Annotated in this window: 23 protein-coding genes and 1 other RNA gene; 16 read left to right on the top strand and 8 right to left on the bottom strand. The window is 51.6% G+C overall.

Annotated elements, in window-relative coordinates; genetic code table 11:
- Positions 1-172: 172 nt before the first annotated feature.
- Positions 173-536, bottom strand: a transfer-messenger RNA (tmRNA) gene (gene ssrA, locus DQM29_RS11885).
- A 49-nt stretch (positions 537-585) separates the two neighbouring features.
- The gene (smpB, locus tag DQM29_RS11880; RefSeq protein ID WP_111740894.1) at positions 586-1,068 is read right to left on the bottom strand and encodes an SsrA-binding protein SmpB; all 483 of its coding nucleotides are present in this window, start codon (positions 1,066-1,068) and stop codon (positions 586-588) included.
- A 210-nt stretch (positions 1,069-1,278) separates the two neighbouring features.
- Here smpB and DQM29_RS11875 point away from each other — a divergent pair, with 210 nt between their 5' ends.
- Entirely contained in the window at positions 1,279-1,719 is a 441-nt protein-coding gene (locus DQM29_RS11875) for an SRPBCC family protein (RefSeq protein ID WP_111740893.1), read from the top strand.
- Positions 1,706-1,999: an RnfH family protein gene (locus DQM29_RS11870; RefSeq protein WP_111740892.1), complete on the top strand. Its 294-nt coding sequence runs from the start codon at positions 1,706-1,708 to the stop codon at positions 1,997-1,999. The genes DQM29_RS11875 and DQM29_RS11870 overlap by 14 nt, the downstream gene beginning before the upstream one ends.
- 58 nt (positions 2,000-2,057) lie before the next feature.
- On the opposite strand, the gene bamE is transcribed toward DQM29_RS11870, so the two are convergent.
- The 3 genes from bamE to nadK all read right to left on the bottom strand — a co-directional run bounded on the left by bamE (position 2,058) and on the right by nadK (position 5,233).
- Positions 2,058-2,405 (bottom strand): outer membrane protein assembly factor BamE, encoded by a 348-nt coding sequence (gene bamE / locus DQM29_RS11865; RefSeq protein WP_111740891.1) that lies wholly within the window; start codon positions 2,403-2,405, stop codon positions 2,058-2,060.
- Between the two features lie 173 nt (positions 2,406-2,578).
- Positions 2,579-4,240, bottom strand: a complete 1,662-nt coding sequence (recN, locus tag DQM29_RS11860; protein WP_111740890.1) for a DNA repair protein RecN — start codon at positions 4,238-4,240, stop codon at positions 2,579-2,581.
- 111 nt (positions 4,241-4,351) lie between these two features.
- Positions 4,352-5,233 (bottom strand): NAD(+) kinase, encoded by an 882-nt coding sequence (nadK, locus tag DQM29_RS11855; RefSeq protein ID WP_111740889.1) that lies wholly within the window; start codon positions 5,231-5,233, stop codon positions 4,352-4,354.
- A 115-nt stretch (positions 5,234-5,348) separates the two neighbouring features.
- Between nadK and grpE the strand changes: the two genes are divergently transcribed.
- Entirely contained in the window at positions 5,349-5,930 is a 582-nt protein-coding gene (gene grpE / locus DQM29_RS11850) for a nucleotide exchange factor GrpE (RefSeq protein WP_111740888.1), read from the top strand.
- Positions 5,931-6,228: 298 nt separating this feature from the next.
- Positions 6,229-7,629: a cytochrome-c peroxidase gene (locus DQM29_RS11845; RefSeq protein WP_111740887.1), complete on the top strand. Its 1,401-nt coding sequence runs from the start codon at positions 6,229-6,231 to the stop codon at positions 7,627-7,629.
- 110 nt (positions 7,630-7,739) lie between these two features.
- On the opposite strand, the gene ung is transcribed toward DQM29_RS11845, so the two are convergent.
- Positions 7,740-8,417 (bottom strand): uracil-DNA glycosylase, encoded by a 678-nt coding sequence (ung, locus tag DQM29_RS11840; RefSeq protein WP_111740886.1) that lies wholly within the window; start codon positions 8,415-8,417, stop codon positions 7,740-7,742.
- A gap of 365 nt (positions 8,418-8,782) precedes the next feature.
- Between ung and grcA the strand changes: the two genes are divergently transcribed.
- Positions 8,783-9,166 carry an autonomous glycyl radical cofactor GrcA gene (grcA, locus tag DQM29_RS11835; protein ID WP_111740885.1) on the top strand — a complete coding sequence of 128 codons (384 nt, stop codon included), beginning with the start codon at positions 8,783-8,785 and terminating at the stop codon, positions 9,164-9,166.
- Positions 9,167-9,243: 77 nt separating this feature from the next.
- On the opposite strand, the gene srmB is transcribed toward grcA, so the two are convergent.
- Positions 9,244-10,575 carry an ATP-dependent RNA helicase SrmB gene (gene srmB / locus DQM29_RS11830; protein WP_111740884.1) on the bottom strand — a complete coding sequence of 444 codons (1,332 nt, stop codon included), beginning with the start codon at positions 10,573-10,575 and terminating at the stop codon, positions 9,244-9,246.
- Positions 10,576-10,812: 237 nt separating this feature from the next.
- On the opposite strand from srmB, the gene DQM29_RS11825 reads away from it, so the two are divergent.
- From DQM29_RS11825 to rseC, 5 genes are all read left to right on the top strand, one after another.
- Positions 10,813-11,562 carry a tRNA1(Val) (adenine(37)-N6)-methyltransferase gene (locus DQM29_RS11825; protein ID WP_111740883.1) on the top strand — a complete coding sequence of 250 codons (750 nt, stop codon included), beginning with the start codon at positions 10,813-10,815 and terminating at the stop codon, positions 11,560-11,562.
- Between the two features lie 282 nt (positions 11,563-11,844).
- Positions 11,845-12,420: an RNA polymerase sigma factor RpoE gene (rpoE, locus tag DQM29_RS11820; protein ID WP_111740882.1), complete on the top strand. Its 576-nt coding sequence runs from the start codon at positions 11,845-11,847 to the stop codon at positions 12,418-12,420.
- Between the two features lie 48 nt (positions 12,421-12,468).
- A complete protein-coding gene (rseA, locus tag DQM29_RS11815) occupies positions 12,469-13,104 on the top strand; it encodes an anti-sigma-E factor RseA (RefSeq protein ID WP_111740881.1) in 636 nt (211 codons plus the stop codon).
- Positions 13,105-13,107: 3 nt separating this feature from the next.
- A complete protein-coding gene (gene rseB, locus DQM29_RS11810; RefSeq protein ID WP_111740880.1) occupies positions 13,108-14,052 on the top strand; it encodes a sigma-E factor regulatory protein RseB in 945 nt (314 codons plus the stop codon).
- Between the two features lie 11 nt (positions 14,053-14,063).
- Entirely contained in the window at positions 14,064-14,525 is a 462-nt protein-coding gene (gene rseC / locus DQM29_RS11805; protein WP_111740879.1) for a SoxR-reducing system protein RseC, read from the top strand.
- A 119-nt stretch (positions 14,526-14,644) separates the two neighbouring features.
- Here rseC and bhsA read toward each other — a convergent pair whose 3' ends face one another.
- Positions 14,645-14,905, bottom strand: coding sequence for a multiple stress resistance protein BhsA (gene bhsA / locus DQM29_RS11800; protein WP_111740878.1), 261 nt, complete (start codon positions 14,903-14,905; stop codon positions 14,645-14,647).
- Between the two features lie 345 nt (positions 14,906-15,250).
- Here bhsA and lepA point away from each other — a divergent pair, with 345 nt between their 5' ends.
- From lepA to pdxJ, 6 genes are all read left to right on the top strand, one after another.
- Positions 15,251-17,068 (top strand): translation elongation factor 4, encoded by a 1,818-nt coding sequence (lepA, locus tag DQM29_RS11795; RefSeq protein WP_111740877.1) that lies wholly within the window; start codon positions 15,251-15,253, stop codon positions 17,066-17,068.
- Between the two features lie 9 nt (positions 17,069-17,077).
- Positions 17,078-18,067, top strand: a complete 990-nt coding sequence (lepB, locus tag DQM29_RS11790; protein ID WP_111740876.1) for a signal peptidase I — start codon at positions 17,078-17,080, stop codon at positions 18,065-18,067.
- Positions 18,068-18,249: 182 nt separating this feature from the next.
- Complete coding sequence (rnc, locus tag DQM29_RS11785) at positions 18,250-18,930, top strand: ribonuclease III (protein ID WP_111740875.1); 681 nt, start codon at positions 18,250-18,252, stop codon at positions 18,928-18,930.
- Positions 18,927-19,841, top strand: coding sequence for a GTPase Era (gene era / locus DQM29_RS11780; protein WP_111740874.1), 915 nt, complete (start codon positions 18,927-18,929; stop codon positions 19,839-19,841). Before rnc ends, era begins: the two co-directional genes overlap by 4 nt.
- Positions 19,842-19,851: 10 nt before the next feature.
- A complete protein-coding gene (gene recO / locus DQM29_RS11775; protein WP_111740873.1) occupies positions 19,852-20,583 on the top strand; it encodes a DNA repair protein RecO in 732 nt (243 codons plus the stop codon).
- Between the two features lie 151 nt (positions 20,584-20,734).
- Positions 20,735-21,466, top strand: a complete 732-nt coding sequence (pdxJ, locus tag DQM29_RS11770) for a pyridoxine 5'-phosphate synthase (RefSeq protein ID WP_111740872.1) — start codon at positions 20,735-20,737, stop codon at positions 21,464-21,466.
- Positions 21,467-21,503 lie beyond the last annotated feature (37 nt).

The following is a 21,503-nucleotide window of genomic DNA, read 5'->3' as shown; positions in this document are numbered from 1 at the left end:
AACAATAAAGCTTTATGAGGTGCCTAACAAGGTGCCTAAAAGGTTCGGATTTAATTAGTTGGCATCAGACTTCGCAGGACAAATTGAAGGCACAAAAAAGCCCGCAGGGCTTGCGCCGTGCGGGCTCTTAGGACTTCATCGGATGACTCTGGTAATCACCGATGGAGAATTTTGGTGGAGCTGGCGGGAGTTGAACCCGCGTCCGAAATTCCTACGCCTTCGGTACTACATGCTTAGTCAGTCTTTACATTCGCTTGCCAGCTGCGGACAGACACGCCACTAACAAACTAGCCTGATTAGTTTTAACGCTTCAACCCCAGGCAGGGCGTCCACGCGATCTCTTTTGGGTTTGACCTCTCTTGATCCCCGTCCTAAGAGCGGAGGCTAGGGAGAGAGGGCTTCAAGCAGGTTATTAAGCTGCTAAAGCGTAGTTTTCGTCGTTTGCGACTATTTTTTTGCGGTTTGTTAACGAGGCCTACCGCACCTCGGCATGCACCTTGAGTTTCGCAAATCCCGTCGAATCCAGAATCAGCCCCAGAGTGTTAAAACAAGTATAACAGAATTCAGCAGCTAGACGCCAGCGGCTTAGCGGTTGGCGTGCTTCATAATGCGCGCTTTATCCAACTGCCATTCGCGGTCTTTGACGTCGGTGCGCTTGTCGTGCAACTGCTTGCCTTTAGCAACGCCGATTTTGATCTTCGACCAAGCGTTCTTCCAGTACAGAGAGAGAGCGACGATGGTATAGCCGTCGCGATTCGCTAGGCCAAACAGGTTATCAAGCTCTTTGCGGTTAAGCAGTAGCTTGCGAGTGCGGGTTGGATCGCAGACGATGTGGGAAGAGGCCACGTTCAGCGGCGTGATGGTGGCGCCGAACAGGTAGGCTTCACCGTTGCGGAAAACCACATAGCTGTCGCTGATGTTGGCTTTGCCGGCGCGCATGGATTTGACTTCCCACCCTTGCAGGGCAAGACCCGCCTCGATTTCTTCTTCAATGAAGTATTCATGGCGTGCGCGTTTGTTCATCGCAATGGTTGCGGAACCGGGTTTGTAGGCTTTTTTCTTAGTCATAGTACTTTTTATTATACTGAATGATGGGCCGAAAGATATCCCTCGCGCCCGCTGGCGGCGTGATTTTTTATAGCAACGCGTAGCGCTAGCGAGAAGGAAAGAGGGCACACGGAAGGCGTTTGGGCCCGTGAACGTTAAGTGATATGATTTGCGGCGTTTTTACTTTTGCCTTAACTATTTTTCCCAAATCTGATTAAGTTAGGAAGTTTCATGCAGCGTATCAAGCGTTCTGCTCTGGTCAACTACAGTGCCGCGCAGATGTACTATTTAGCCAACGACGTGCTCTCTTATCCGCAGTTTTTGCCGGGCTGTGTCGGCAGCCGGATCCACGAGAAGACTGAAACGACAATGGTGGCTTCTATTGATGTGGCGAAAGTGGGGATACGCAAAACCTTTACTACCCGTAACCAAATGGTGGTGGACTCAGTTATCGATATGACGCTGGTAGACGGCCCGTTTCGAACCTTACAGGGTGGCTGGCACTTTACGCCGCTGGGCGACGATGCCTGCAAAATCGAGTTTGCCCTAGAGTTTGAGTTTAGCAGCCGACTGGTAGAGATCGCTTTTGGGCGGATTTTTCACGAGCTGGCGCAGAATATGGTTCAGGCCTTTATCAAGCGGGCAAAAGAGGTTTACGGTGTCGGACATTAGTATTGAGGTTGTGTACGCGCTACCGGAAAAACAGTTTCTGATTGCCCTCAGCGTGCCTCAGGGAACAACGGTGGAAGAGGCTATTCGCACGTCTGGCCTGTTGGAAACCCGGCAGGATATCGATCTCAAGGTGAATAAAGTCGGCATATTTAGCCGTGCGGCGAAGCTAACGGACGAAGTTAAAGAGGGCGATAGGGTGGAGATTTACCGGCCTTTGATTGCTGACCCGAAAGAACTGCGGCGAATGCGGGCAGAAAAGTCAAAAAACAGGGCGTCATAGTAAATGTACTTAGACGCCCTGCTTTTTTAATTTATACGACAAGTAAAGATAGAAAAAACTAGTCTTCCTGCTTCATCATTGATGTGTCGTTGGTCACGCTAGTCAGCATGCCACCGCTGTCAAAGGTCAGCGTCACGGTTTGCTGAGAAACGTCCTGATGGCCAGGCTGCTGGCGGAAGACATAATACCAGGTGTCTGAGCCAAACGGATCGTGCAGCATTGGCGTGCCGAGAATGTAGGCCACCTGCTGTTTGCTCATGCCTTTTTGCACTTTAGCGACATCCCCAGGTTCCAGATAGTTACCCTGGTTGATGTCCGGACGGTAAACCACCTTCTCTAGCGTAGAGCATCCGGTTGTTACAATTCCAATTGCCATCACGGCGGCAGTCAGCAGTTTGCAGCGCATAGTATACTTTCCTTTAGAACATAGGTTGACGATGATAATAGACCTTGCGGCATTTGGAAACCTTCATCGTCGGGTTTATCAGTCCGTTGTATAAAAAAACGCATCGGCTGGGCGGATGCGTTTAGGTTTGACTGCAAGTTTGGCAAAAAGTTGACTTAACGGGTGGTTATTTTTCAGGCCGCCAGCAGCTCTTTGGCGTTAGCCAGCGTATTACGGGTAATTTCGCTGCCCCCCAGAAGCCGAGCCAGCTCTTGCAGACGCGCGGCTTTGTCCAGCAGAACCATGTCAGTTTCAGTTTCCGCGCCGTCTGTGCGCTTATTAACGTAAAAATGATGATGCCCGCTGCCGGCAACCTGAGGCAGGTGGGTTACGCACATGACCTGAGTCGACGCACCCAATTGGCGAAGCAGTTTGCCGACGGTGGCGGCAGTCGGCCCGCTGATGCCAACGTCAACTTCATCAAAAATCAGCGCAGGAGTTTCCATTTTCTGTGCAGTAATGACCTGTACAGCCAGAGCGATACGCGAAAGTTCACCGCCTGATGCGACCTTGGCTAAAGGAGCCTGTGGCTGACCGGGGTTAGTACTGACCAGAAACTCAATGCGATCGGCGCCTTCTGCGTTTAGGTGCTCCGGCTGCCACTGTACGTCAATGGTTAACTGGCCGTGCGGCATGGCTAGCGCGTGGATGCTGCTGGTAATCAGCGAGGCCAGTTCGCTAGCGGATTCGATGCGCAGCAGGTGTAGGCGATTAGCCACTTCCAGTGCAAACTGATGGTGACGCTCAACGTCCTGCACCAGCGATTCGTAGTTTTCTTCATGCCGACTGATTTGCTTGAACTCTTCCAGAAGCTGCTGATGCAGTTCCGGCAGCTGTTCCGGCGCAATATGGTGCTTACGAGCAAGGGCAATCTGCCGGGAGAGGCGCTGTTCCAGTTCGTAAAGGCGAACCGGATCGATTTCCATTTTCTCGGCGTAGTGGCGAAGCTCTTCACTGGTTTCACTGACCTGAATAGAGGCCTCTTCCAGCATGTTTAGCAGGCCGCTCATCTTTTCGTCGATGGAGGCCAGCTCCTGCAGGCTGTGCCGGGCATGGTTGAGCATGCTTAAAACGTTTTGCTCGTCATCTTCGGCTAAAACCTGTAGCGCCTGTTGGCTCAGAGAGAGTAGCTGGCCGCCGTTAGACAGGCGCTTGTACTCTTCATCAATTTGCTCATATTCCCCTGTTTGAGGGGCGAAATCGTTTAGCTCTTTTAGCTGGTACTGCAACAGCTGAACGCGAGACTCCTGTTCCAGGCTCTGCTGCTGGTACTGCGCAAGCTGCGCACAGCTTTGATGCCACTGCCGATAAGCCTGCTTCATCTCGGTCATTAGGTCAGTACGGTGAGCATAGGCATCAAGCAGGCGCTTTTGGTGATCGGGCTTGAGCAGCAGCTGGTGGGCGTGCTGGCCGTGGATTTGAATCAGAAGCTGACCAAGCTCACGCAGTTGGGAAACCGGTACCGCCGTGCCGTTAATAAAGCCTCTTGAGCGCCCATCGGCGCTGACTACGCGGCGCAGAATACACTCTTGCTGATCGTCTAGCTGGTTTTCTTCTAGCCAGTGGCGGGCGGCTGGCGTGTCTTTCAGGGAAAAGCGCGCGCTGACGTCGGCTCGGCTGGCACCGGAACGCACCATGGCTGTTTCTGAGCGCCCGCCCAGACAAAGCCCTAGCGCATCAATAGCAATAGATTTACCCGCGCCGGTTTCACCTGTAATCGCCGTCATGCCCGCGTGGAAGTCGATTTCCAGATCGCGAACGATGGCGAAATTGCTAATGGTTAACTGTGCCAGCATGATTCTCTTCCCGTTTCGTTTCTTTGAAAGCTGTAAAAAACAAAAAACCAGCTACTGTAGTTACGTACAGTATAAACTGGTTTTTTATACAGTAAAGAAGATTGAACGCTTTTAGAACAATTTTTTCGACCAGCCCAGTTTGGTGCTTAGCGTATTGTAATAGCTGTAGTTTTTTGGATGGATGAGGTGAAGCTGAGCCTCGCTGCGCTTAATAATCACGTGTTCGTCTTTTTGGATCGGCAGGGCGATTTGGCTGTCGCAGCTAATTTCCAGATCCCGGCTGTAGTGGGCAAAGCGCAGGTTAATGGTGCTGGTGCCGTTAATCACCAACGGACGTGACGTCAACGTATGGGGAAACATGGGCACCAGAGTAATAGCGTCCAGCGTTGGCGTTAAAATTGGACCTCCGGCGGAGAGAGAGTAGGCGGTAGAGCCCGTCGGCGTAGAGATAATCAGCCCGTCAGAACGCTGGGAAAAGGCGAAGTTGTCGTCAATATACACTTCAAATTCGATCATATGAGCGACTTTGCCGGGGTGTAACACGACTTCGTTAATCGCCGTACTGGTGCGCGTTGGCTGATTGGCGCGGTGAAGCTGTGCCTCCAGCAGAAAGCGTTTTTCACTGATATAGTTGCCTTCCAGCACTTCTGACAGCTGCTGCTGAATATTGTCCGGGTTTAGATCAGTGAGAAATCCGAGATTACCTCGGTTAACGCCGATGACTTTAATGTCATAACGCGAGAGAATGCGAGCCGCGCCCAGCATGTTGCCATCGCCGCCGATGACCACGGCAAGATCCGCGAGCTGGCCGATTTCAGACAGGCTTCCGGTGGTAGCTCCCGGAATGTCGAGTTCCCCGGCGATTTGCTGTTCGACGATAACAGCGTAGCCCTTTGACACCAGCCAGTGGTAAAGCGTTTTATGGGTGGCTAACGCCGCGGGATGACGGGGATGGCCCACTAAGCCAATGCAACTGAATGCGTTATGATTCATTTACGGTTTCCTGTCTAACATTCAGAGAATATGTACGACTTCCTTGATTCGTCGTTTTTCATCCCCATAATATAGGCAAAGTAAGCAAGCGTAATGCCAAACTGCGGAGATAGACATGAGTAGTAAAGAACAAAATACCCCTAATGAGCAAGTCTCAGAAGAGATAAATAACGAGCATCAGCAGATGGACGCCGCTGAGCAAGCCGCAGAGACGGATACCGTCAGCCAATATCTTGAGCGCATCGAAAATCTTGAGAGCCAGCTAGCCGTAGCTCAGCAGCTGGAAAAAGAGAGTCAGCTGCGCGCTCGCGCTGAGGTTGAAAACGTTCGTCGTCGCGCTGAACAGGACGTGGAGAAAGCCCACAAGTTTGCGCTGGAGAAGTTTGCGATCGAGCTGCTGCCTGTCATTGATAACCTTGAGCGAGCGTTGACCACGACAAGTAAAGAAAATACTGATGTCGCCGCTTTCGTTGAAGGTGTTGAGCTGACGCTGAAGTCGCTGCTGAATGCTGTGGCTAAATTCGGCGTAGAGCCGATTGAAGAGACGAACGTGCCGTTTAACCCTGAACTTCATCAGGCGATGACGATGATGGAGTCTGCCGAGCATGAGCCTAACCGCGTTATGATGGTGATGCAGAAGGGCTATACGCTAAACGGTCGGCTGATTCGTCCGGCGATGGTCGCTGTTTCTAAATAGCGCCTGCTGGTGGCTGAGGCGGTAAAGTAAGAAGATACCGCCTCAGCGTTTCATTCATTTTCCTCTTTTCAGCCGTCACACCTTTAAAAGATTTCTCCCCCGCTGTTAGCAACGCTTTGAATATAAAATAGTTTATCAATAGCCGTTTCCTATTCTAACGATAGGTACAACTGCCTCATCTAATTGATCCCCATCAACTTGTGTTTTACACCAGCACCCATAATTCCCGTACTTTATCTTCATGAGTGACTTTTTCTCATGAAATTCAAATAAAACGAAGCAAGATGCGGGAATCACTATGATAAAGAAAATTTTTATAGGGGCATGTGCTATCGGCATTGTCGGCTATTTGGGGACGGCGGCCTACATTTATAATTACGATCAGGACAGAAGCGCTCGACTGATTGAAACTGCAACGCCAAAGGGCGATGCGAAAGTGCGAGAAATATTTTATCAGCGCGGATGTGAATATTGTCATACCGGCAATGCCGATATGCCGTTCTACGCGTCGTTTCCCATTGCTAAACAGCTGATGACTTACGATGTAGAAATGGGCTACGTCCACTTTAACCTTCAGGCCACGATGGACAGCCTGATTGGCGGGACGGCAGCGCCGGAATCCGATCTGGCCAAGATAGAGCGAGTGATTCAAGACGGCAATATGCCTCCGACTCGCTATACCGCCGTTCACTGGAATGGTGGCATTAGTGACGAAGATCGTGAGGCAATCCTTAACTGGGCTAAAGCGCAGCGCGCGACGTATTACGTCACAAAAGGCGTGAGGGACGAATTCAAGAACGAAGCCGTTCAGCCTCTTCCTGAACCGATGCCAGTGGACGCTAAAAAGGTTGCGCTTGGCTCAGTGCTTTACCATGACAATCGACTGTCCGGTGATGATTCTCTGTCTTGTGAAACCTGCCACCGTCTTTCCAGCGGCGGGGTAGATAATCTGGTGACCTCTAAAGGCATTAACGGTCAGTTCGGGCCTATCAACGCGCCAACCGTGTTTAACTCCGTTTACAACGTCGAACAGTTTTGGGACGGGCGAGCGAAGAACCTACAGGAACAGGCCGGTGGGCCGCCGCTGAATCCTATCGAGATGGGGTCTGAATCCTGGGAGCAGATCATCGACAAGCTGGCGAAAGACCCTGCACTAAGCGCCGCATTTGTTGCCGTTTATCCTGAAGGTTTTTCAGCAGACGCTATTACCGATGCTATTGCTGAGTTCGAGAAAACGCTGGTAACGCCGGATTCTCCTTTCGACCGCTATATGAAAGGGGACGATAGCGCGCTGTCCGCACAGCAAAAGCGCGGCTTCCAGCTGTTCAAGGACAACAAGTGTGATACCTGCCACGTGGGTAAAAACCTTGGCGGCCAGTCGTTTGAAATGATGGGCCTGAAAGAGGACTACTTCGCCGCACGGGGGAATGGGCTTACTGATGTGGATCTCGGACGCTTTAACTTCACGACCTTTGAGCGTGACCGCTTCCGCTTTAAGGTGCCGACGCTGCGTAATATTGAGCAAACTGGCCCCTACCTGCATGACGGCAGCATTAACTCGTTGGAAGGCGCCGTTGAAATGATGCTGAAGTTCCAGCTGGAAAACGAGCTGCCGAAAAAGGACGTCGAAGACATTGTCGCTTTCCTGACGTCTCTGACGGGTAAATACACACTCGATCAGCCGACGAAGATTGAATAACGGCGGTAAACGCTAACAGCTATAGCAATAGAAAAGAGCCGCAGGTGAAATGCGGCTCTTTTCTTTTATTTATTACTGACCCAAATATTTATTATTGACCCAAAGCCTGACTAAAGATCCGGCAGTTGCCAGTTGATAGGCGCTAGCCCCTGTTGCTCAAGCAGCGCGTTAGTTTGGGAAAAGTGGTGGCAGCCTAAGAAACCGCGATGGGCAGACAGCGGAGACGGATGCGGTGCAGCCAGAACGTGGTGGCGTTTTCTATCAATAATGCGGCCTTTTTTCTGTGCGTGTGAGCCCCACAGCAGGAAGACAACGCCGTCGCGTCGTTCATTGATGGCGCTGATGACGCGATCCGTAAAGGTTTCCCAACCGAGGCTCGCGTGAGAGTGCGCCAGACCCTGTTCGACGGTAAGCACGGTATTGAGCAGCATGACGCCCTGTTCGGCCCAGCTTTGTAAGTATCCGTGATTAGGAATGTGGAACCCGGGAATATCCTGGCTGAGCTCTTTGTACATATTGACCAGTGACGGTGGCGGCTTAATGCCGGGCAGTACGGAAAACGAAAGCCCGTGAGCCTGATTAGGGCCGTGGTAGGGATCTTGCCCTAATATCACGACTTTGACGTCTGCCAGTTCTGTTGAGCTGAAGGCGTTAAAGACATCTTTCTGAGGCGGATAAATGGCTTTGCCCGCAGCGCGTTCGTTGGCAACGAACTTTAGCGTCTCTTGAAAGTAGGGCTGGGTTTTCTCCTGACCAATTACGTCTCGCCACGTCAGTTTGTCGCTCATCAACGTCTCCTTGCTTTTTAAGGGAGCGGAAGTTTCCGAAGTTAGTTGGGAAATCATACCGTAAGGCCAAAATAATGATGAGCTTTTTTATCAATATCTGGACGGCGTTATAAAAAAATTTGAAAATTTACAAAAATAATTAAAGACGTTAAAATAGCAATTATTGATACAAAACAAAAAGCTGTAAAAAACGATAAATTTTGTGATTTTTGAAAATTGATTTTAATCAAAGTATTCATCTAATTTCACTGTTATATAAGAAGATATAGCAAACGGGTTAGTCCTACAGATGCGCTGCAAGAAGTCGTTTGTTGTTTCCAGCGCTCACAGGACGTTGATTTTAAATACTGATGGAGAGACACCAAATGATTACCGGTATCCAAATTACTAAAGCAGACAACGCAGCACTGTTAAACTCTTTCTGGCTGCTGGACGATGAAAAATCAGAAGCGCGCTGCGTTTGTGCGAAAGCTGACTACGTAGAAGATCAGGTTGTACCGACCAGCCAACTGGGCCAGTTCGAGTATCGCGAAGTGCCGATGGAAGTCAAACCGACTGTTCGCGTTGAAGGCGGTCAGCACCTGAACGTTAACGTTCTGAGCCGTGAAACTCTGGAAGATGCTGTCAACAACCCAGAAAAATATCCGCAGCTGACCATCCGCGTATCTGGCTATGCAGTTCGCTTTAACTCTCTGACTCCAGAACAGCAGCGCGACGTTATTACTCGTACTTTCACTGAAAGCCTGTAATTTCTTTCGCTAGAATGTAAGAAGGCCGCTCTTGTGAGCGGCCTTTTTTATGCGGACTGATTAGGTATAACAAAGCATTAGCTTTCTTTTGGTGAAGATTCTGCGGCTGCGGCTGCGGCGGGCGTACGGCGCTTGCCAACGTTCTTGCTGTCGCGATGGCGAACCTTCACTTTCTTCTCTTTACTTTTTTCTTTGCGCTTTTCCGCCGCTTTGGCCTTGGCTTTCTTGGACGGCTTGTGGTCGCCCGGCTTTGGCGTTTTCGTGGTCGGGCGAAGCTCATCAATGACACGCATTTTGATTGGCTCTTTCAGGTAGCGCTCAATCTTTTCCAACAGCGGGTGGTCATGGGCTTCAACCAGCGAAACAGCGACGCCCTTTTTCCCTGCGCGGCCAGTGCGGCCGATACGGTGTAAATAGGTGTCCGCCGTGCGCGGCATATCAAAGTTAAAGACGTGGCTGATGTCCAGAATATCCAGACCGCGCGCGGCGACGTCCGTAGCAATAAGAACCCGAACCGTGCCTTCCTGAAGTCGCTTGATGGCTTCGTTGCGCTTGGCCTGCACCATCTCGCCTTCTATATAGAAGCAGTTGATGTCGGCTTCCCGCAGCCAGCGCACCAGCTCGTGCAGCCTTTCGCGCTTGCGGACAAACACGATAGCCTTGCTGACTTCAGGCTGCTTCAGCCAGTGGCAGAGCAGGGCGGTTTTGTGTGTCAGCTCGTCCGCGCGGTAGTACCACTGGTGAATTTTATTTTTTTCACGACGGGAAGCTTCAGCCTCCACGCGGACCGGATCTTTAAGCAGACGCTCGGCAAAGTCGTTGATAGCTTCACTTTCCAGCGTGGCGGAGAACAGCATGGTCTGCTGGCGCCAGCGGGTTTCCCCTGCGATATGCTCGATATCCTGAGCAAATCCCATGTCGAGCATGCGGTCGGCTTCGTCAAGAATAAGAACCTCAACGGCGCGGCAGTCGAAGTTCTCCTCTTTTATATACTGTAAAAGCCGCCCAGTAGTGGCGACGACAATGTCCTGATTTTCACTGAACACTTCGGCGTGATTCATGTAGGCCACGCCGCCGGTGATGGTGGCGATGTCTAAGTGAGTGTGGGCAGACAGTTCTCGCGCCTGATCGGCGACCTGCATTGCCAGCTCTCGAGTTGGTGTCAGAATGAGCACGCGAGGCGGCCCTGACTTTTTACGCGGCGTATCGAGCAGGTGCTGAAGAACAGGGAGCAGAAAGGCAGCGGTTTTACCCGTACCGGTCGGCGCCGAGCCGAGAACGTCACGGCCTTCCATCGCGGGTGGAATAGCGGCTGACTGGATCGCCGTCGGGCGAACGTAGCCCTTGTCGTTCAAGGCGTCTAACAGCGGCTGGTCGAGTTCTAGTGCGGAAAAATCTAATACGGTCATGGTCTACCTCTGCTTGGGGCGCCGATTATAGATGTATTATGCCGGATCTTCACTCGTTATTGTCGATCTTCTGCTGTTCTTTCTTTCATAGATGAAGGAACAGCGCGCTCGCTGGTGGGCATTCTCTTATTTAAGATAACGAGGGGGGACATATTTCCTATCGTATCGGTTAAAATTGATAACACAGCGTTGTAATAAGCAGGATAGAAAAATGCCAGTCCTATCGAGCCAAGACACATGACTAACAAAGAGCAGCGGCCTTCCTATCGCCCCGGCGGTTTTACGTTTAAGCAATTTTTTGTCGCGCACGATAAGTGCGGCATGAAAGTGACGACTGACGGGATCGTGCTTGGCAGTTGGGCCGCTATTAACGAACAGTGCCACAGAGTTCTCGATATTGGCACTGGATCGGGGCTGTTGGTACTGATGCTGGCACAGCGAAGTGCATCTTCTACCAAACTGGATGCGGTAGATATTGATGAGAGTGCTGTTTCACAGGCAAGGGAAAACGTTCTGGCTTCTCCTTGGTCGTCGCGTATTCAGATTTTTCATACTGATATCAGCACGTTTGTCGCGCAGCAGGCGGGTGGCTATGACGCGATTGTCTGTAACCCTCCCTATTACCCGCAGGGCTGTGAGTGTCGGGATGCGCCGAGAGAAAAAGCGCGTTATGCGACAGGGCTTCGGCATGCGGACTTACTGGCATACGCCAAGCGACTGCTGAAACCGGAAGGCGCATTCTCTTTAATGCTGACTACTGCACCCGCAGAAGCATTGCTTGTGCAGGCCGCCCAAGACGGGTGGTTTATCCGACGCCGAACTCACGTCAGTGACAGAGTGGGCAGGGCTCCTTATCTCACGCTGTTGGAGCTGACTCGAGCGCCGTGTAGCGGTGATGAACAGTATCTGTTTATTCGTGAAGAGGACGGAGGCAACTATACAAAAGCCTACAGGGCGTTAACGAAAGATTTTTATCTCTTTTTTTAGAAAAATATAATTTCACTGTGGCTTTTGTCAAAGCGAGTAAGTTTGAGGTTTAATGATAAACTTTATGTTAGCCTATAACACTTTAGGCCGCTGCGAGCGGCTAGTGACACATGCCAAATGGCGTTAAGGCCGACGAAATCATCGGCAAATCGAAACAGTTCTGCGTAACGTTATGGAACTTATTACAATAGTGAGTTTCTAACGATTGCTTGCTCAAAGTGAAGATAAAGAACGGGTCAGCAATAACTACGCATCGAGATAGTTGAGGAGACATTACCTCGAATGAGCGAGCAGGTAACCGACCAGGCGTTGGTTGAACGAGTCCAAAAGGGAGATAAATCCGCCTTTAATATTCTGGTTGTTCGCTACCAGAATAAAGTTGCGGGTCTGGTTTCTCGCTATGTGCCACAGGCAGATGTGTCTGACGTGGCACAGGAGTCGTTTATTAAAGCTTACAGGGCGCTGGCGTCTTTCCGTGGAGACAGCGCATTTTACACCTGGCTGTACCGTATTGCGGTCAACACGGCAAAGAACTATCTGGTTGCTCAGGGTAGGCGCCCTCCGTCTAGCGATGTAGACGCAGGAGATGCAGAAAATTTCGAAAATGCGAGTGCATTGAAAGAAATTTCGAACCCTGAGAACTTAATGTTGTCTGATGAACTGAAGCGCATTGTTTTTAGTACCATCGAAGCGTTGCCGGAAGACTTGAGAATGGCAATCACCCTGCGGGAAATCGATGGTCTGAGCTATGAAGAGATCGCAGAAATTATGGACTGCCCGGTAGGTACCGTCCGCTCTCGCATCTTCCGGGCTCGTGAAGCGATAGATAATAAAGTACAACCGTTGATACAGCGCTAAGCTGTATTTTTAGGCAATTAGGATGTTGTAATCAAAAGGGTACAAGGCATGCAAAAAGAAAAGCTTTCCGCTCTGATGGACGGTGAATCGATTGACAATGGTGCGATCGAAATGCTGTCCCAAGATAGAACGCTTCAGCAAAGTTGGCATAGCTATCACCTGATCCGCGATACCATGCGGGGAGACATCGGCGAGACAGTTCATCTGGATATCGCTGATAAAGTGTCTGCTGCGCTAGCGCTTGAACCTGAAATGGACGACATTTCTCAACCTGAAATTTCACAGCCGCATCCGGCAACCTGGTCGACGCTGCCGTTTTGGCATAAAGTCCGCCCGTGGTTTTCCCAGATGGGGCAAGTGGGCTTAGCCGCCTGTGTTTCTCTGGTCGTTATTGTTGGGGTACAGCAGTATAACCAACAGACTGACGAGAACTCGCCAGAGACACCTGTGTTTAACACTGTTCCCCTAAGCGGTCAGCCTTCTCCTGTCAGTTTTGATGTCGCCACCGAAGGCGCTCAGAATATTAATCAGCAGGCTCTGGAGCAGCGTAAGCGCATCAACGCTATTCTGCAGGACTATGAGTTACAGCGCCGTTTACATGCTGAACAGTTAAAGACCGTGCAGCCGCCGGCCAACAGCAATGCTAAGAACAGCACTTCTGCACAACAAGGTTTATCTCAATAGTCGATGAAGTTAGCCGCTTTTATTTACTGTAGCCTGCTGGGGGGACTCGTCTCCCCGGCGTTTGCTGATGGTCAGAGTTCAACTGAAGCCCTGCTTGAGGAAATGACCTCCGCCAGCCGGGCAATGAACTATGAACTTGCCTATATCAACGTCAACAAAATGGGCGTTGAATCTCTGCAGTACAGCCACTCTCTGCAAAACGGTCAGCCTTTGGTTCAACTGATTAATATGGATGGCCCACAGCGTGAAGCCATCATGCGCGGAGCTGAAGTCAGCTATTTTGAACCCGGCATGGAGCCGTTTAGCATACGTGGCGATCACATTGTTGACTCCTTACCATCGCTGGTATTTGCCGATATTTCACGCCTTGAGCGCTACTATGACTTTGTCAAAGTGGGGCGCTCGCGCATAGCTAATCGCCTGTGTGATGTGGTGAGGATTGTTCCGAAAGACGGTCTGCGCTATAGCTACGCTGTATGGTTAGATACAGAAACGCGTATCCCGTTGAGAACCGATATTATCGATCGCGATGGGGATACGCTGGAACAGTTTCGCGTTATTGCCTTTAACGAAGGCGATAGCGTTCGTCAGAAAATGGCGGGCTATCCTTTACCCAGCATGCCGCCGCTGCTGTCAGTGCCTCCCGGAGATAAGCTAAATCTTAACTGGAACGCCAGTTGGCTTCCTGCAGGCTTTATTGAATCGTCCCGAAGCCGACACGGCGTGCCTGGAATGGATACCGTCATTGAATCTCGTCTGTTTTCCGATGGCCTGTTTAGTTTTTCGCTTAGCATTTCCCCAACGGGCAATCAGTCCGGTGAGCATTTGCTGCGGCAGGGGCGGAGAACCATTCATACCGAGACGCGCAATAAAGTAGAAATCACTATTATCGGTGAGCTACCTCCCGCAACGGCAAAGCGTATTGCCGGTAGCGTCGTTTTTAAGTAAGGCTCTAAAAAATGCTTCATGAGTGGGCGACAGTTGTTGACTGGCGACAGGGCGTAGCGACGCTGCGATGTGAGCAGCGTTCAGGATGCTCAGGCTGTCGTTCATCATCAAGCTGTGGAACTCGAGTGCTAAGCAAGCTAGGGCCAAGCGGCATTCATGAGCTTAAAATTGAACACGACGATCCTCTGATTCCCGGTCAGCGCGTTGCGCTGGCGATCCCAGAATCTAGCCTGCTGGTTTCTGCTCTGTTGGTTTACACCGTGCCGCTTCTAGGCATTCTGCTGTTTTCTTCCCTTTTCTACCTGTGGCTGGACACGGATCTGGCAGCTATAGGCGGTGCTGCGCTTGGCGGTTTAGCGGGATTTATTACAGCGCGATTTTATGCGAATCGTTTAGCGACCAAGCCAGCGATGAGGCCAGCAATTGTACGAGTCGCACTTCCCGGTGTGAACGTTGACGAGGAGTCAGCGTAAAGGCATAGATGAAGACATAAACGGCGTAGGAAAAGGATAAAAAAACACTCCGCCGAGGCGGAGTGAAAAGACAAGGAAATGATGAAACGTCGTACTATGGGAAGACAGGATGTTCGATATTACTTGTAAAGAATCGCAGTACCGTTGACTTTGTTGTTGCTTGAAGCAGAAACGATGTAGTAGTAGCTAGCACCCTGAGCGTCTGCTTTTGCGGCCAGCTGGCTTTCCAGTGCAGACAGGCTGTTAGCGCTGCTGACGGACACAGTGCCGATTTTATCCAAATTTTCTGTTTTAGAACGATCAACCTGCTGAGCGGCGAAAGAGCTGAAAGAGAAAGCGGATAATACGGCTGCAGCTGCGATAAGTTTAACATTTTTCATGGTAATTCACTCCAGTTAGTTTGAGAGAGAAAGGTAACGTCCTTTCAATGTGTGTCATTATAGATAACTGAATGCGAATGAATAGCGGAGTAAATTGACATTATCATTCAGTTTTTTTGATTGTTCAGAAAGATGCCCTAATTAGGGGTATAAATGAGCAACAGGCACCAGCAAGGCGGTAATAGAGGCTGTGGCGATAATTCAATCGCGTATGCTGCTAGGTTTTAACTATGTCGACGTGTAGAATGTCCGCCAGTTTAATGGTGACAGACAATTTTTTGGCAGCGCGGTGGGCCAAGGCCAGCCGCGCTGCCTCGTATTTCTATATCAGCCGGATTTAGGTGAATGACTGATAATAAAGCTATTGCAAACAAGAACATAAGAAACTTCTCGATCATTGCCCACATTGACCACGGCAAGTCGACCCTGTCTGACCGCATCATTCAGATCTGCGGTGGCTTAAGCGATCGGGAAATGGCCGAGCAGGTTCTTGACTCTATGGATCTGGAGCGGGAACGCGGTATTACGATTAAAGCCCACAGCGTCACGTTGGACTATAAGTCTAAAGACGGCGAAACCTACCAGCTCAACTTTATCGATACCCCCGGGCACGTCGACTTCTCTTATGAAGTCTCTCGTTCGCTGGCTGCCTGTGAAGGGGCGCTGCTGGTGGTCGACGCCGGGCAGGGCGTAGAAGCCCAAACGCTGGCTAACTGCTATACCGCCATTGAAATGGATCTGGAAGTGGTCCCAGTGCTGAACAAAATCGACCTGCCAGCGGCAGACCCCGATCGCGCAGCGCAGGAAATTGAAGATATTGTTGGTATTGACGCGACCGATGCGGTGCGCTGCTCTGCCAAAACCGGCGTCGGCGTGCAGGACGTTTTAGAACGTCTGGTACGCGATATTCCACCGCCGGAAGGCTCTGCCGACGAACCTTTGCAGGCGCTGATAATTGACTCCTGGTTTGACAACTATTTGGGCGTTGTCTCGCTGGTGCGAATTAAAAACGGCGTGCTGCGTAAAAATGACAAGATCAAGGTCATGAGTACCGGGCAAACCTACGGTGTCGATCGCTTGGGTGTCTTTACCCCTAAGCGCATTGATACAGAAGTGCTGGGTTGCGGCGAAGTAGGTTGGGTTGTTTGCGCCATTAAGGACATTTTAGGTGCTCCGGTCGGGGATACGCTGACCAGCGCCCATCGCTCTGCGGAAGTGCCGCTGCCGGGCTTTAAAAAGGTCAAGCCGCAGGTCTATGCAGGCCTGTTCCCCATCAGTTCTGATGACTATGAAGCCTTCCGCGATGCTCTTGGCAAGCTAAGCCTGAACGACGCCTCTCTGTTTTACGAGCCGGAAAACTCGACAGCGCTAGGCTTCGGCTTCCGCTGCGGCTTCCTTGGCCTGCTGCACATGGAGATCATTCAGGAGCGCTTAGAGCGCGAGTACGATCTTGATTTGATCACTACCGCACCGACGGTAGTGTATGAAGTGATCACCACGGCGGGTGAAACCGTATACGTGGACAGCCCTTCCAAGCTGCCGCCGCTGAACAACATTGACGAGCTGCGCGAGCCTATCGCGGAATGTCATATGCTGCTGCCGCAGGAATATTTGGGTAACGTCATCACGCTGTGCGTTGAAAAGCGCGGTATGCAAACCAATATGGTGTATCACGGCAATCAGGTGGCGCTAAGCTACGATATTCCCATGGCGGAAGTGGTGCTGGACTTCTTTGACCGTCTGAAGTCTACCTCCCGTGGCTATGCTTCTCTTGACTACGGGTTCAAACGTTTCCAGGCCTCTGACATGGTGCGTGTTGACGTGATGATCAACGGCGATCGCGTCGATGCGCTGGCGCTGATTACCCACAGAGATAACTCCCAGACTCGCGGTCGCGAGCTGGTGGAGAAAATGCGCGAGCTGATCCCACGTCAGCAGTTTGATATTGCAATTCAGGCAGCGATTGGCAACCACATTATTGCCCGCTCCACAGTTAAACAGCTGCGTAAAAACGTTCTGGCGAAGTGCTACGGTGGTGACGTCAGCCGTAAGAAAAAGCTGTTGCAGAAACAGAAAGATGGTAAGAAGCGCATGAAACAAGTGGGGAACGTTGAAGTTCCGCAAGAAGCGTTTCTGGCCATTCTTCACGTTGGTAAGTCTTAAGGAGTTCGCATGGCGAATATGTTTGCCTTGATTTTGGCCGTAGCTACACTGGTAACCGGCATTTTTTGGTGCCTGGAGCGCTTTAAGTGGGGGCCGGCTCGTCGCCTCAAGATTGAAGCGCTCAGAGTGGAGACTGAAGGTAAAATCGATCGCGAGTCGCTGGCGCGCATTGCGACTCCGACAGGCTGGATGGACGGTTTAGGATCGCTGTTCCCCGTACTGGCAGTCGTGTTTGTTCTGCGCTCTTTTCTCTATGAGCCGTTTCAAATTCCGTCCGGTTCGATGATGCCGACGCTGCTGATTGGCGACTTTATTCTGGTGGAAAAGTTTGCTTACGGCATTAAAGATCCCATTACTCAGACGACGCTGGTTGAAACCGGTAAGCCTCAGCGAGGCGATATCGCCGTATTCAAATACCCGCTGGATAAAAACGTCGACTATATTAAGCGCGTTGTCGGATTGCCGGGTGATACTGTGCACTACGATCCGGTCTCAAAAAAGCTGACAATTACGCCAGCCTGCCCAACGGACAAAGACTGCGCACCGGCTCAAGAGTTAACCTATTCGCCTCAGGAAAAGAGTAACTGGTTTATCGGCTTTGAGCCTGAACAAGGGCGCCTTGGCCAGATGAAAACCCGCTTTTTCGATCTGGAAACCGAGGCCGAACGGGCTAAAGGCCTGCGCGGTGTGGATATGCAGCAGCGTCAAGAAACGCTGGGCGAGGTTGCCCACCAGACGCTGACTATTCCTAACGTTGTCACCAGCGCTGGAGAGTACTATCAGCAGCCGGGTTCTCCTGCTAACACTTGGATCGTTCCTAAAGGGCAATACTTCATGATGGGCGACAACCGCGATAACAGCGCGGACAGCCGCTACTGGGGATTTGTGCCGGAAGAGAACTTTGTCGGTAAGGCTACCGGTATCTGGATGAGCTTTGAGAAGCAGGAAGGCGAGTGGCCGACCGGCGTACGCTTAAGCCGCATTGGTGGGATTGACTGACACATTTAGGGTATACTGGGCTGTGCCACACATTTGGCCGTGTACAGTCTTGAGTCGGTGATGAAGCGACGAACATCCGGATTTAAGCCTGACTTGAATCCGGATTTTACTATTTCGGGACGCCTTGGCCCGTTGAGCGAACCAGGCGCTTTTATTGGATTTGAATTTAGTTTTGGACATGCATGAACCCTATCATTATTGAAAGGCTACAGCGAAAACTCGGGTATACGTTTCAGCAGCAGGCGCTTTTGCAGCAGGCGCTGACGCACCGTAGCGCCAGCAGTAAACACAATGAGCGTCTGGAGTTTCTGGGCGATTCCATTCTGAGCTTTGTTATCGCCGATGCGCTGTATCAGCGCTTTCCTCGGGTAGACGAAGGTGACATGAGCCGCATGCGCGCTACGCTGGTGCGCGGCAATACACTGGCAGAGCTCGGCCGCGAGTTTGAGCTGGGGGAATGCCTTCGGCTGGGGCCAGGTGAGCTGAAAAGCGGCGGCTACCGCCGCGAGTCGATTCTGGCTGATACCGTAGAGGCGCTGATAGGTGCCATCTTCTTAGACAGCGATATTCACCAGATTCAGGCGCTGATTTTGGCTTGGTATCATTCCCGTTTGGAATACATTAGCCCGGGGGACAAGCAAAAAGATCCCAAAACCCGGCTGCAGGAATTTTTACAGGGCCGCCATCTTCCACTGCCGACCTACTTGGTGACGCAGGTAAAAGGCGAGGCTCACGATCAGGAATTTACCATTCAGTGCCAGGTTAGCGGCATTAGCGACGACATCGTCGGCATCGGCGCCAGCCGCCGCAAAGCGGAACAGGCGGCAGCAGAACAGGCTCTTAAGCACTTAGGATTAGAATGACGACAGAACATCAAGAAACCAGCCGCTGTGGCTTTATTGCCATCGTGGGTCGCCCTAACGTCGGCAAGTCAACGCTGCTTAACCAGCTGCTGGGGCAAAAGGTGTCTATCACGTCGCGTAAGGCGCAGACTACCCGCCACCGCATTATGGGGATCCACACTGAAGGTCCCTATCAGGCGATCTACGTCGACACCCCGGGGCTGCATATTGAAGAGAAGCGGGCGATAAACCGTCTGATGAACCGAGCGGCAAGCAGCGCCATTGGCGACGTTGAGCTGGTTATTTTTGTTGTCGAAGGCACCCACTGGACGCCGGATGACGAAATGGTGCTTAACAAGCTGCGCAACGTTAAGTGCCCGGTGATTTTAGCGATCAATAAAGTCGATAACGTCACCGATAAAGATTCACTGCTGCCGCACATTGCGTTTCTAAGCCAGCAGATGAACTTTAACGCGGTAGTGCCTATTTCTGCTGAGGTAGGGACTAACGTTGACGCAATTGCGAAAATCGTGCGCGAGCAGCTGCCGGAAGCGGATCACCATTTCCCGGAAGACTACATTACTGACCGCTCACAGCGCTTTATGGCTGCGGAGATTATCCGCGAAAAGCTGATGCGCTTTTTGGGCGAAGAGCTGCCTTATTCCGTGACCGTTGAAATCGAGCGCTTTGCGGCCAACGAGCGCGGTGGCTTTGACATCAACGGCCTGATCCTCGTGGAGCGCGATGGCCAGAAGAAGATGGTCATCGGCAATAAAGGGCAAAAGATCAAAACCATCGGCATTGAAGCCCGTCGAGACATGGAAGAGATGTTCGAGGCGAAGGTTCACCTAGAGCTGTGGGTGAAGGTTAAATCGGGCTGGGCGGACGACGAGCGTGCGCTAAGAAGCCTGGGCTACACGGACGACCTCTAGGACTGCCCTGATGGACGGCTGGCAACGCGCTTTTGTGCTGCACGGGCGACCCTATAGCGAAACCAGCCTGATGCTGGATTTGTTTACTGAAAGCCACGGCCGCATTAAGGCGCTGGCGAAAGGGGCTCGAAGCCGTCGCTCTCAGCTAAAGGGCTGTTTACAGCCCTTTACGCCGCTGCTGGTGCGGTGGGGCGGCAAGGGGGGCGTAAAGACTTTGCGCGGTGCTGAAGCCGTTTCGCTGGCGCTTCCGCTGTCCGGTATTACTCTCTACAGCGGCCTGTACGTGAATGAAGTGCTTTCACGGGTTCTGGAAGACGAAACTCCCTATTCCTCACTGTTTTTTGACTATCTGGCCTGCATTCAGCAGCTTGCCGGTGACTCTGGCTCGCCTGAACGCACGCTGCGGCGCTTTGAGCTAGCGCTGCTTGAGCACTTGGGCTACGGCATCGATTTTCTACACTGTGCCGGCAGCGGTGAGCCGGTCAGCGATACGATGACCTATCGCTATAGGGAAGAGAAGGGGTTTATCGCCAGTCTGGTGATAGACCGTCACTCTTTTACCGGGCGAGACTTGACGGCACTGTCGAGTCGAGATTTTCCCGATGAGGAAACGCTGCGTTCCGCCAAGCGCTTTACCCGCATGGCGCTTAAGCCCTATTTGGGTGGAAAGCCTCTGAAAAGCCGAGAGCTTTTTCGACAGTTCATTCCCCGCAGGCCGTCAGCCGATGCTGACGGTGAGTAGCCCCAGCTTTACGCGATTTAATTCCCGCCAAACGTCCCATGTGATTTTCTTTTACCAAAAAATCCGGTAAAAATGAGATATCGTTTTCAGACTGCTGCACCGCGGTGCGCTGCGGCACCGTTTTTTATTTTGTACGCTCGAGGTAGAAATCATGTCGGACTTGCTGTTAGGCGTTAATATCGATCACATAGCCACGTTACGTAACGCGCGCGGCACTGCATATCCCGATCCGGTTCAGGCAGCGTTTATTGCCGAGCAGGCCGGGGCAGACGGTATCACTGTGCACCTGCGTGAAGATCGACGCCATATTACTGACCGCGACGTTCGCCTGCTGCGGGAAACGCTACAGACGCGCATGAATCTGGAAATGGCGGTTACTGATGAAATGATCGGCATTGCCTGCGACGTAAAGCCCGCGTTCTGCTGCCTAGTGCCGGAAAAGCGTCAGGAAGTCACGACGGAAGGCGGTCTGGACGTAGCCGGTCAGTTGGATAAGATGACCGTGGCAGTGGGGCGGCTGATGGATGAAGGGATTGCCGTTTCGCTGTTTATCGACGCTGACGTGCGGCAAATCGATGCAGCAGTGTCGTCTGGCGCGACCTTTATTGAGATCCATACTGGCCATTATGCCGACGCGGTGACGGAAATTGCCCGTGAGGCAGAGCTGAAGAGAATTGCGCACGCTGCCAGCTATGCGAAAGGCAAAGGGCTGTGCGTCAACGCAGGCCATGGACTGACTTACCACAACGTGCAGGCGATTGCCGCGCTGCCGGAAATATATGAGCTGAATATTGGTCATGCGATTATTGGCCGAGCGGTGATGTCTGGCCTGAAAGATGCAGTAGCCGATATGAAGACACTGATGCTGGCGGCTAGGAAGTAAAAACCAGAAGGTATAAGCAGCCATAAACAAAAAAGCC

Origin of the sequence: Leminorella richardii (genome assembly GCF_900478135.1) — a bacterium.
Classification (GTDB): domain Bacteria; phylum Pseudomonadota; class Gammaproteobacteria; order Enterobacterales; family Enterobacteriaceae; genus Leminorella; species Leminorella richardii.
The sequence above is the reverse complement of the archived record's forward strand: the minus strand, read 5'-3'. Positions and strand labels throughout refer to the sequence as shown.

Bases quoted from the DNA above. Each gene is read 5' to 3' on its own strand.
- grpE (WP_111740888.1), top strand. From the start codon at position 5,349: ATGAGTAGTAAAGAACAAAATACCCCTAATGAGCAAGTCTCAGAAGAG.
- rpoE (WP_111740882.1), top strand. From the start codon at position 11,845: ATGAGCGAGCAGGTAACCGACCAGGCGTTGGTTGAACGAGTCCAAAAG.
- nadK (WP_111740889.1), bottom strand. From the start codon at position 5,233: ATGAATCATAACGCATTCAGTTGCATTGGCTTAGTGGGCCATCCCCGT.
- lepA (WP_111740877.1), top strand. From the start codon at position 15,251: ATGACTGATAATAAAGCTATTGCAAACAAGAACATAAGAAACTTCTCG.
- smpB (WP_111740894.1), bottom strand. From the start codon at position 1,068: ATGACTAAGAAAAAAGCCTACAAACCCGGTTCCGCAACCATTGCGATG.
- grcA (WP_111740885.1), top strand. From the start codon at position 8,783: ATGATTACCGGTATCCAAATTACTAAAGCAGACAACGCAGCACTGTTA.
- recN (WP_111740890.1), bottom strand. From the start codon at position 4,240: ATGCTGGCACAGTTAACCATTAGCAATTTCGCCATCGTTCGCGATCTG.
- bhsA (WP_111740878.1), bottom strand. From the start codon at position 14,905: ATGAAAAATGTTAAACTTATCGCAGCTGCAGCCGTATTATCCGCTTTC.
- DQM29_RS11875 (WP_111740893.1), top strand. From the start codon at position 1,279: ATGCAGCGTATCAAGCGTTCTGCTCTGGTCAACTACAGTGCCGCGCAG.
- rseB (WP_111740880.1), top strand. From the start codon at position 13,108: ATGAAGTTAGCCGCTTTTATTTACTGTAGCCTGCTGGGGGGACTCGTC.
- recO (WP_111740873.1), top strand. From the start codon at position 19,852: ATGGACGGCTGGCAACGCGCTTTTGTGCTGCACGGGCGACCCTATAGC.
- rseC (WP_111740879.1), top strand. From the start codon at position 14,064: ATGCTTCATGAGTGGGCGACAGTTGTTGACTGGCGACAGGGCGTAGCG.
- srmB (WP_111740884.1), bottom strand. From the start codon at position 10,575: ATGACCGTATTAGATTTTTCCGCACTAGAACTCGACCAGCCGCTGTTA.
- era (WP_111740874.1), top strand. From the start codon at position 18,927: ATGACGACAGAACATCAAGAAACCAGCCGCTGTGGCTTTATTGCCATC.
- DQM29_RS11845 (WP_111740887.1), top strand. From the start codon at position 6,229: ATGATAAAGAAAATTTTTATAGGGGCATGTGCTATCGGCATTGTCGGC.
- DQM29_RS11825 (WP_111740883.1), top strand. From the start codon at position 10,813: ATGACTAACAAAGAGCAGCGGCCTTCCTATCGCCCCGGCGGTTTTACG.
- rseA (WP_111740881.1), top strand. From the start codon at position 12,469: ATGCAAAAAGAAAAGCTTTCCGCTCTGATGGACGGTGAATCGATTGAC.
- bamE (WP_111740891.1), bottom strand. From the start codon at position 2,405: ATGCGCTGCAAACTGCTGACTGCCGCCGTGATGGCAATTGGAATTGTA.
- pdxJ (WP_111740872.1), top strand. From the start codon at position 20,735: ATGTCGGACTTGCTGTTAGGCGTTAATATCGATCACATAGCCACGTTA.
- lepB (WP_111740876.1), top strand. From the start codon at position 17,078: ATGGCGAATATGTTTGCCTTGATTTTGGCCGTAGCTACACTGGTAACC.
- ung (WP_111740886.1), bottom strand. From the start codon at position 8,417: ATGAGCGACAAACTGACGTGGCGAGACGTAATTGGTCAGGAGAAAACC.
- rnc (WP_111740875.1), top strand. From the start codon at position 18,250: ATGAACCCTATCATTATTGAAAGGCTACAGCGAAAACTCGGGTATACG.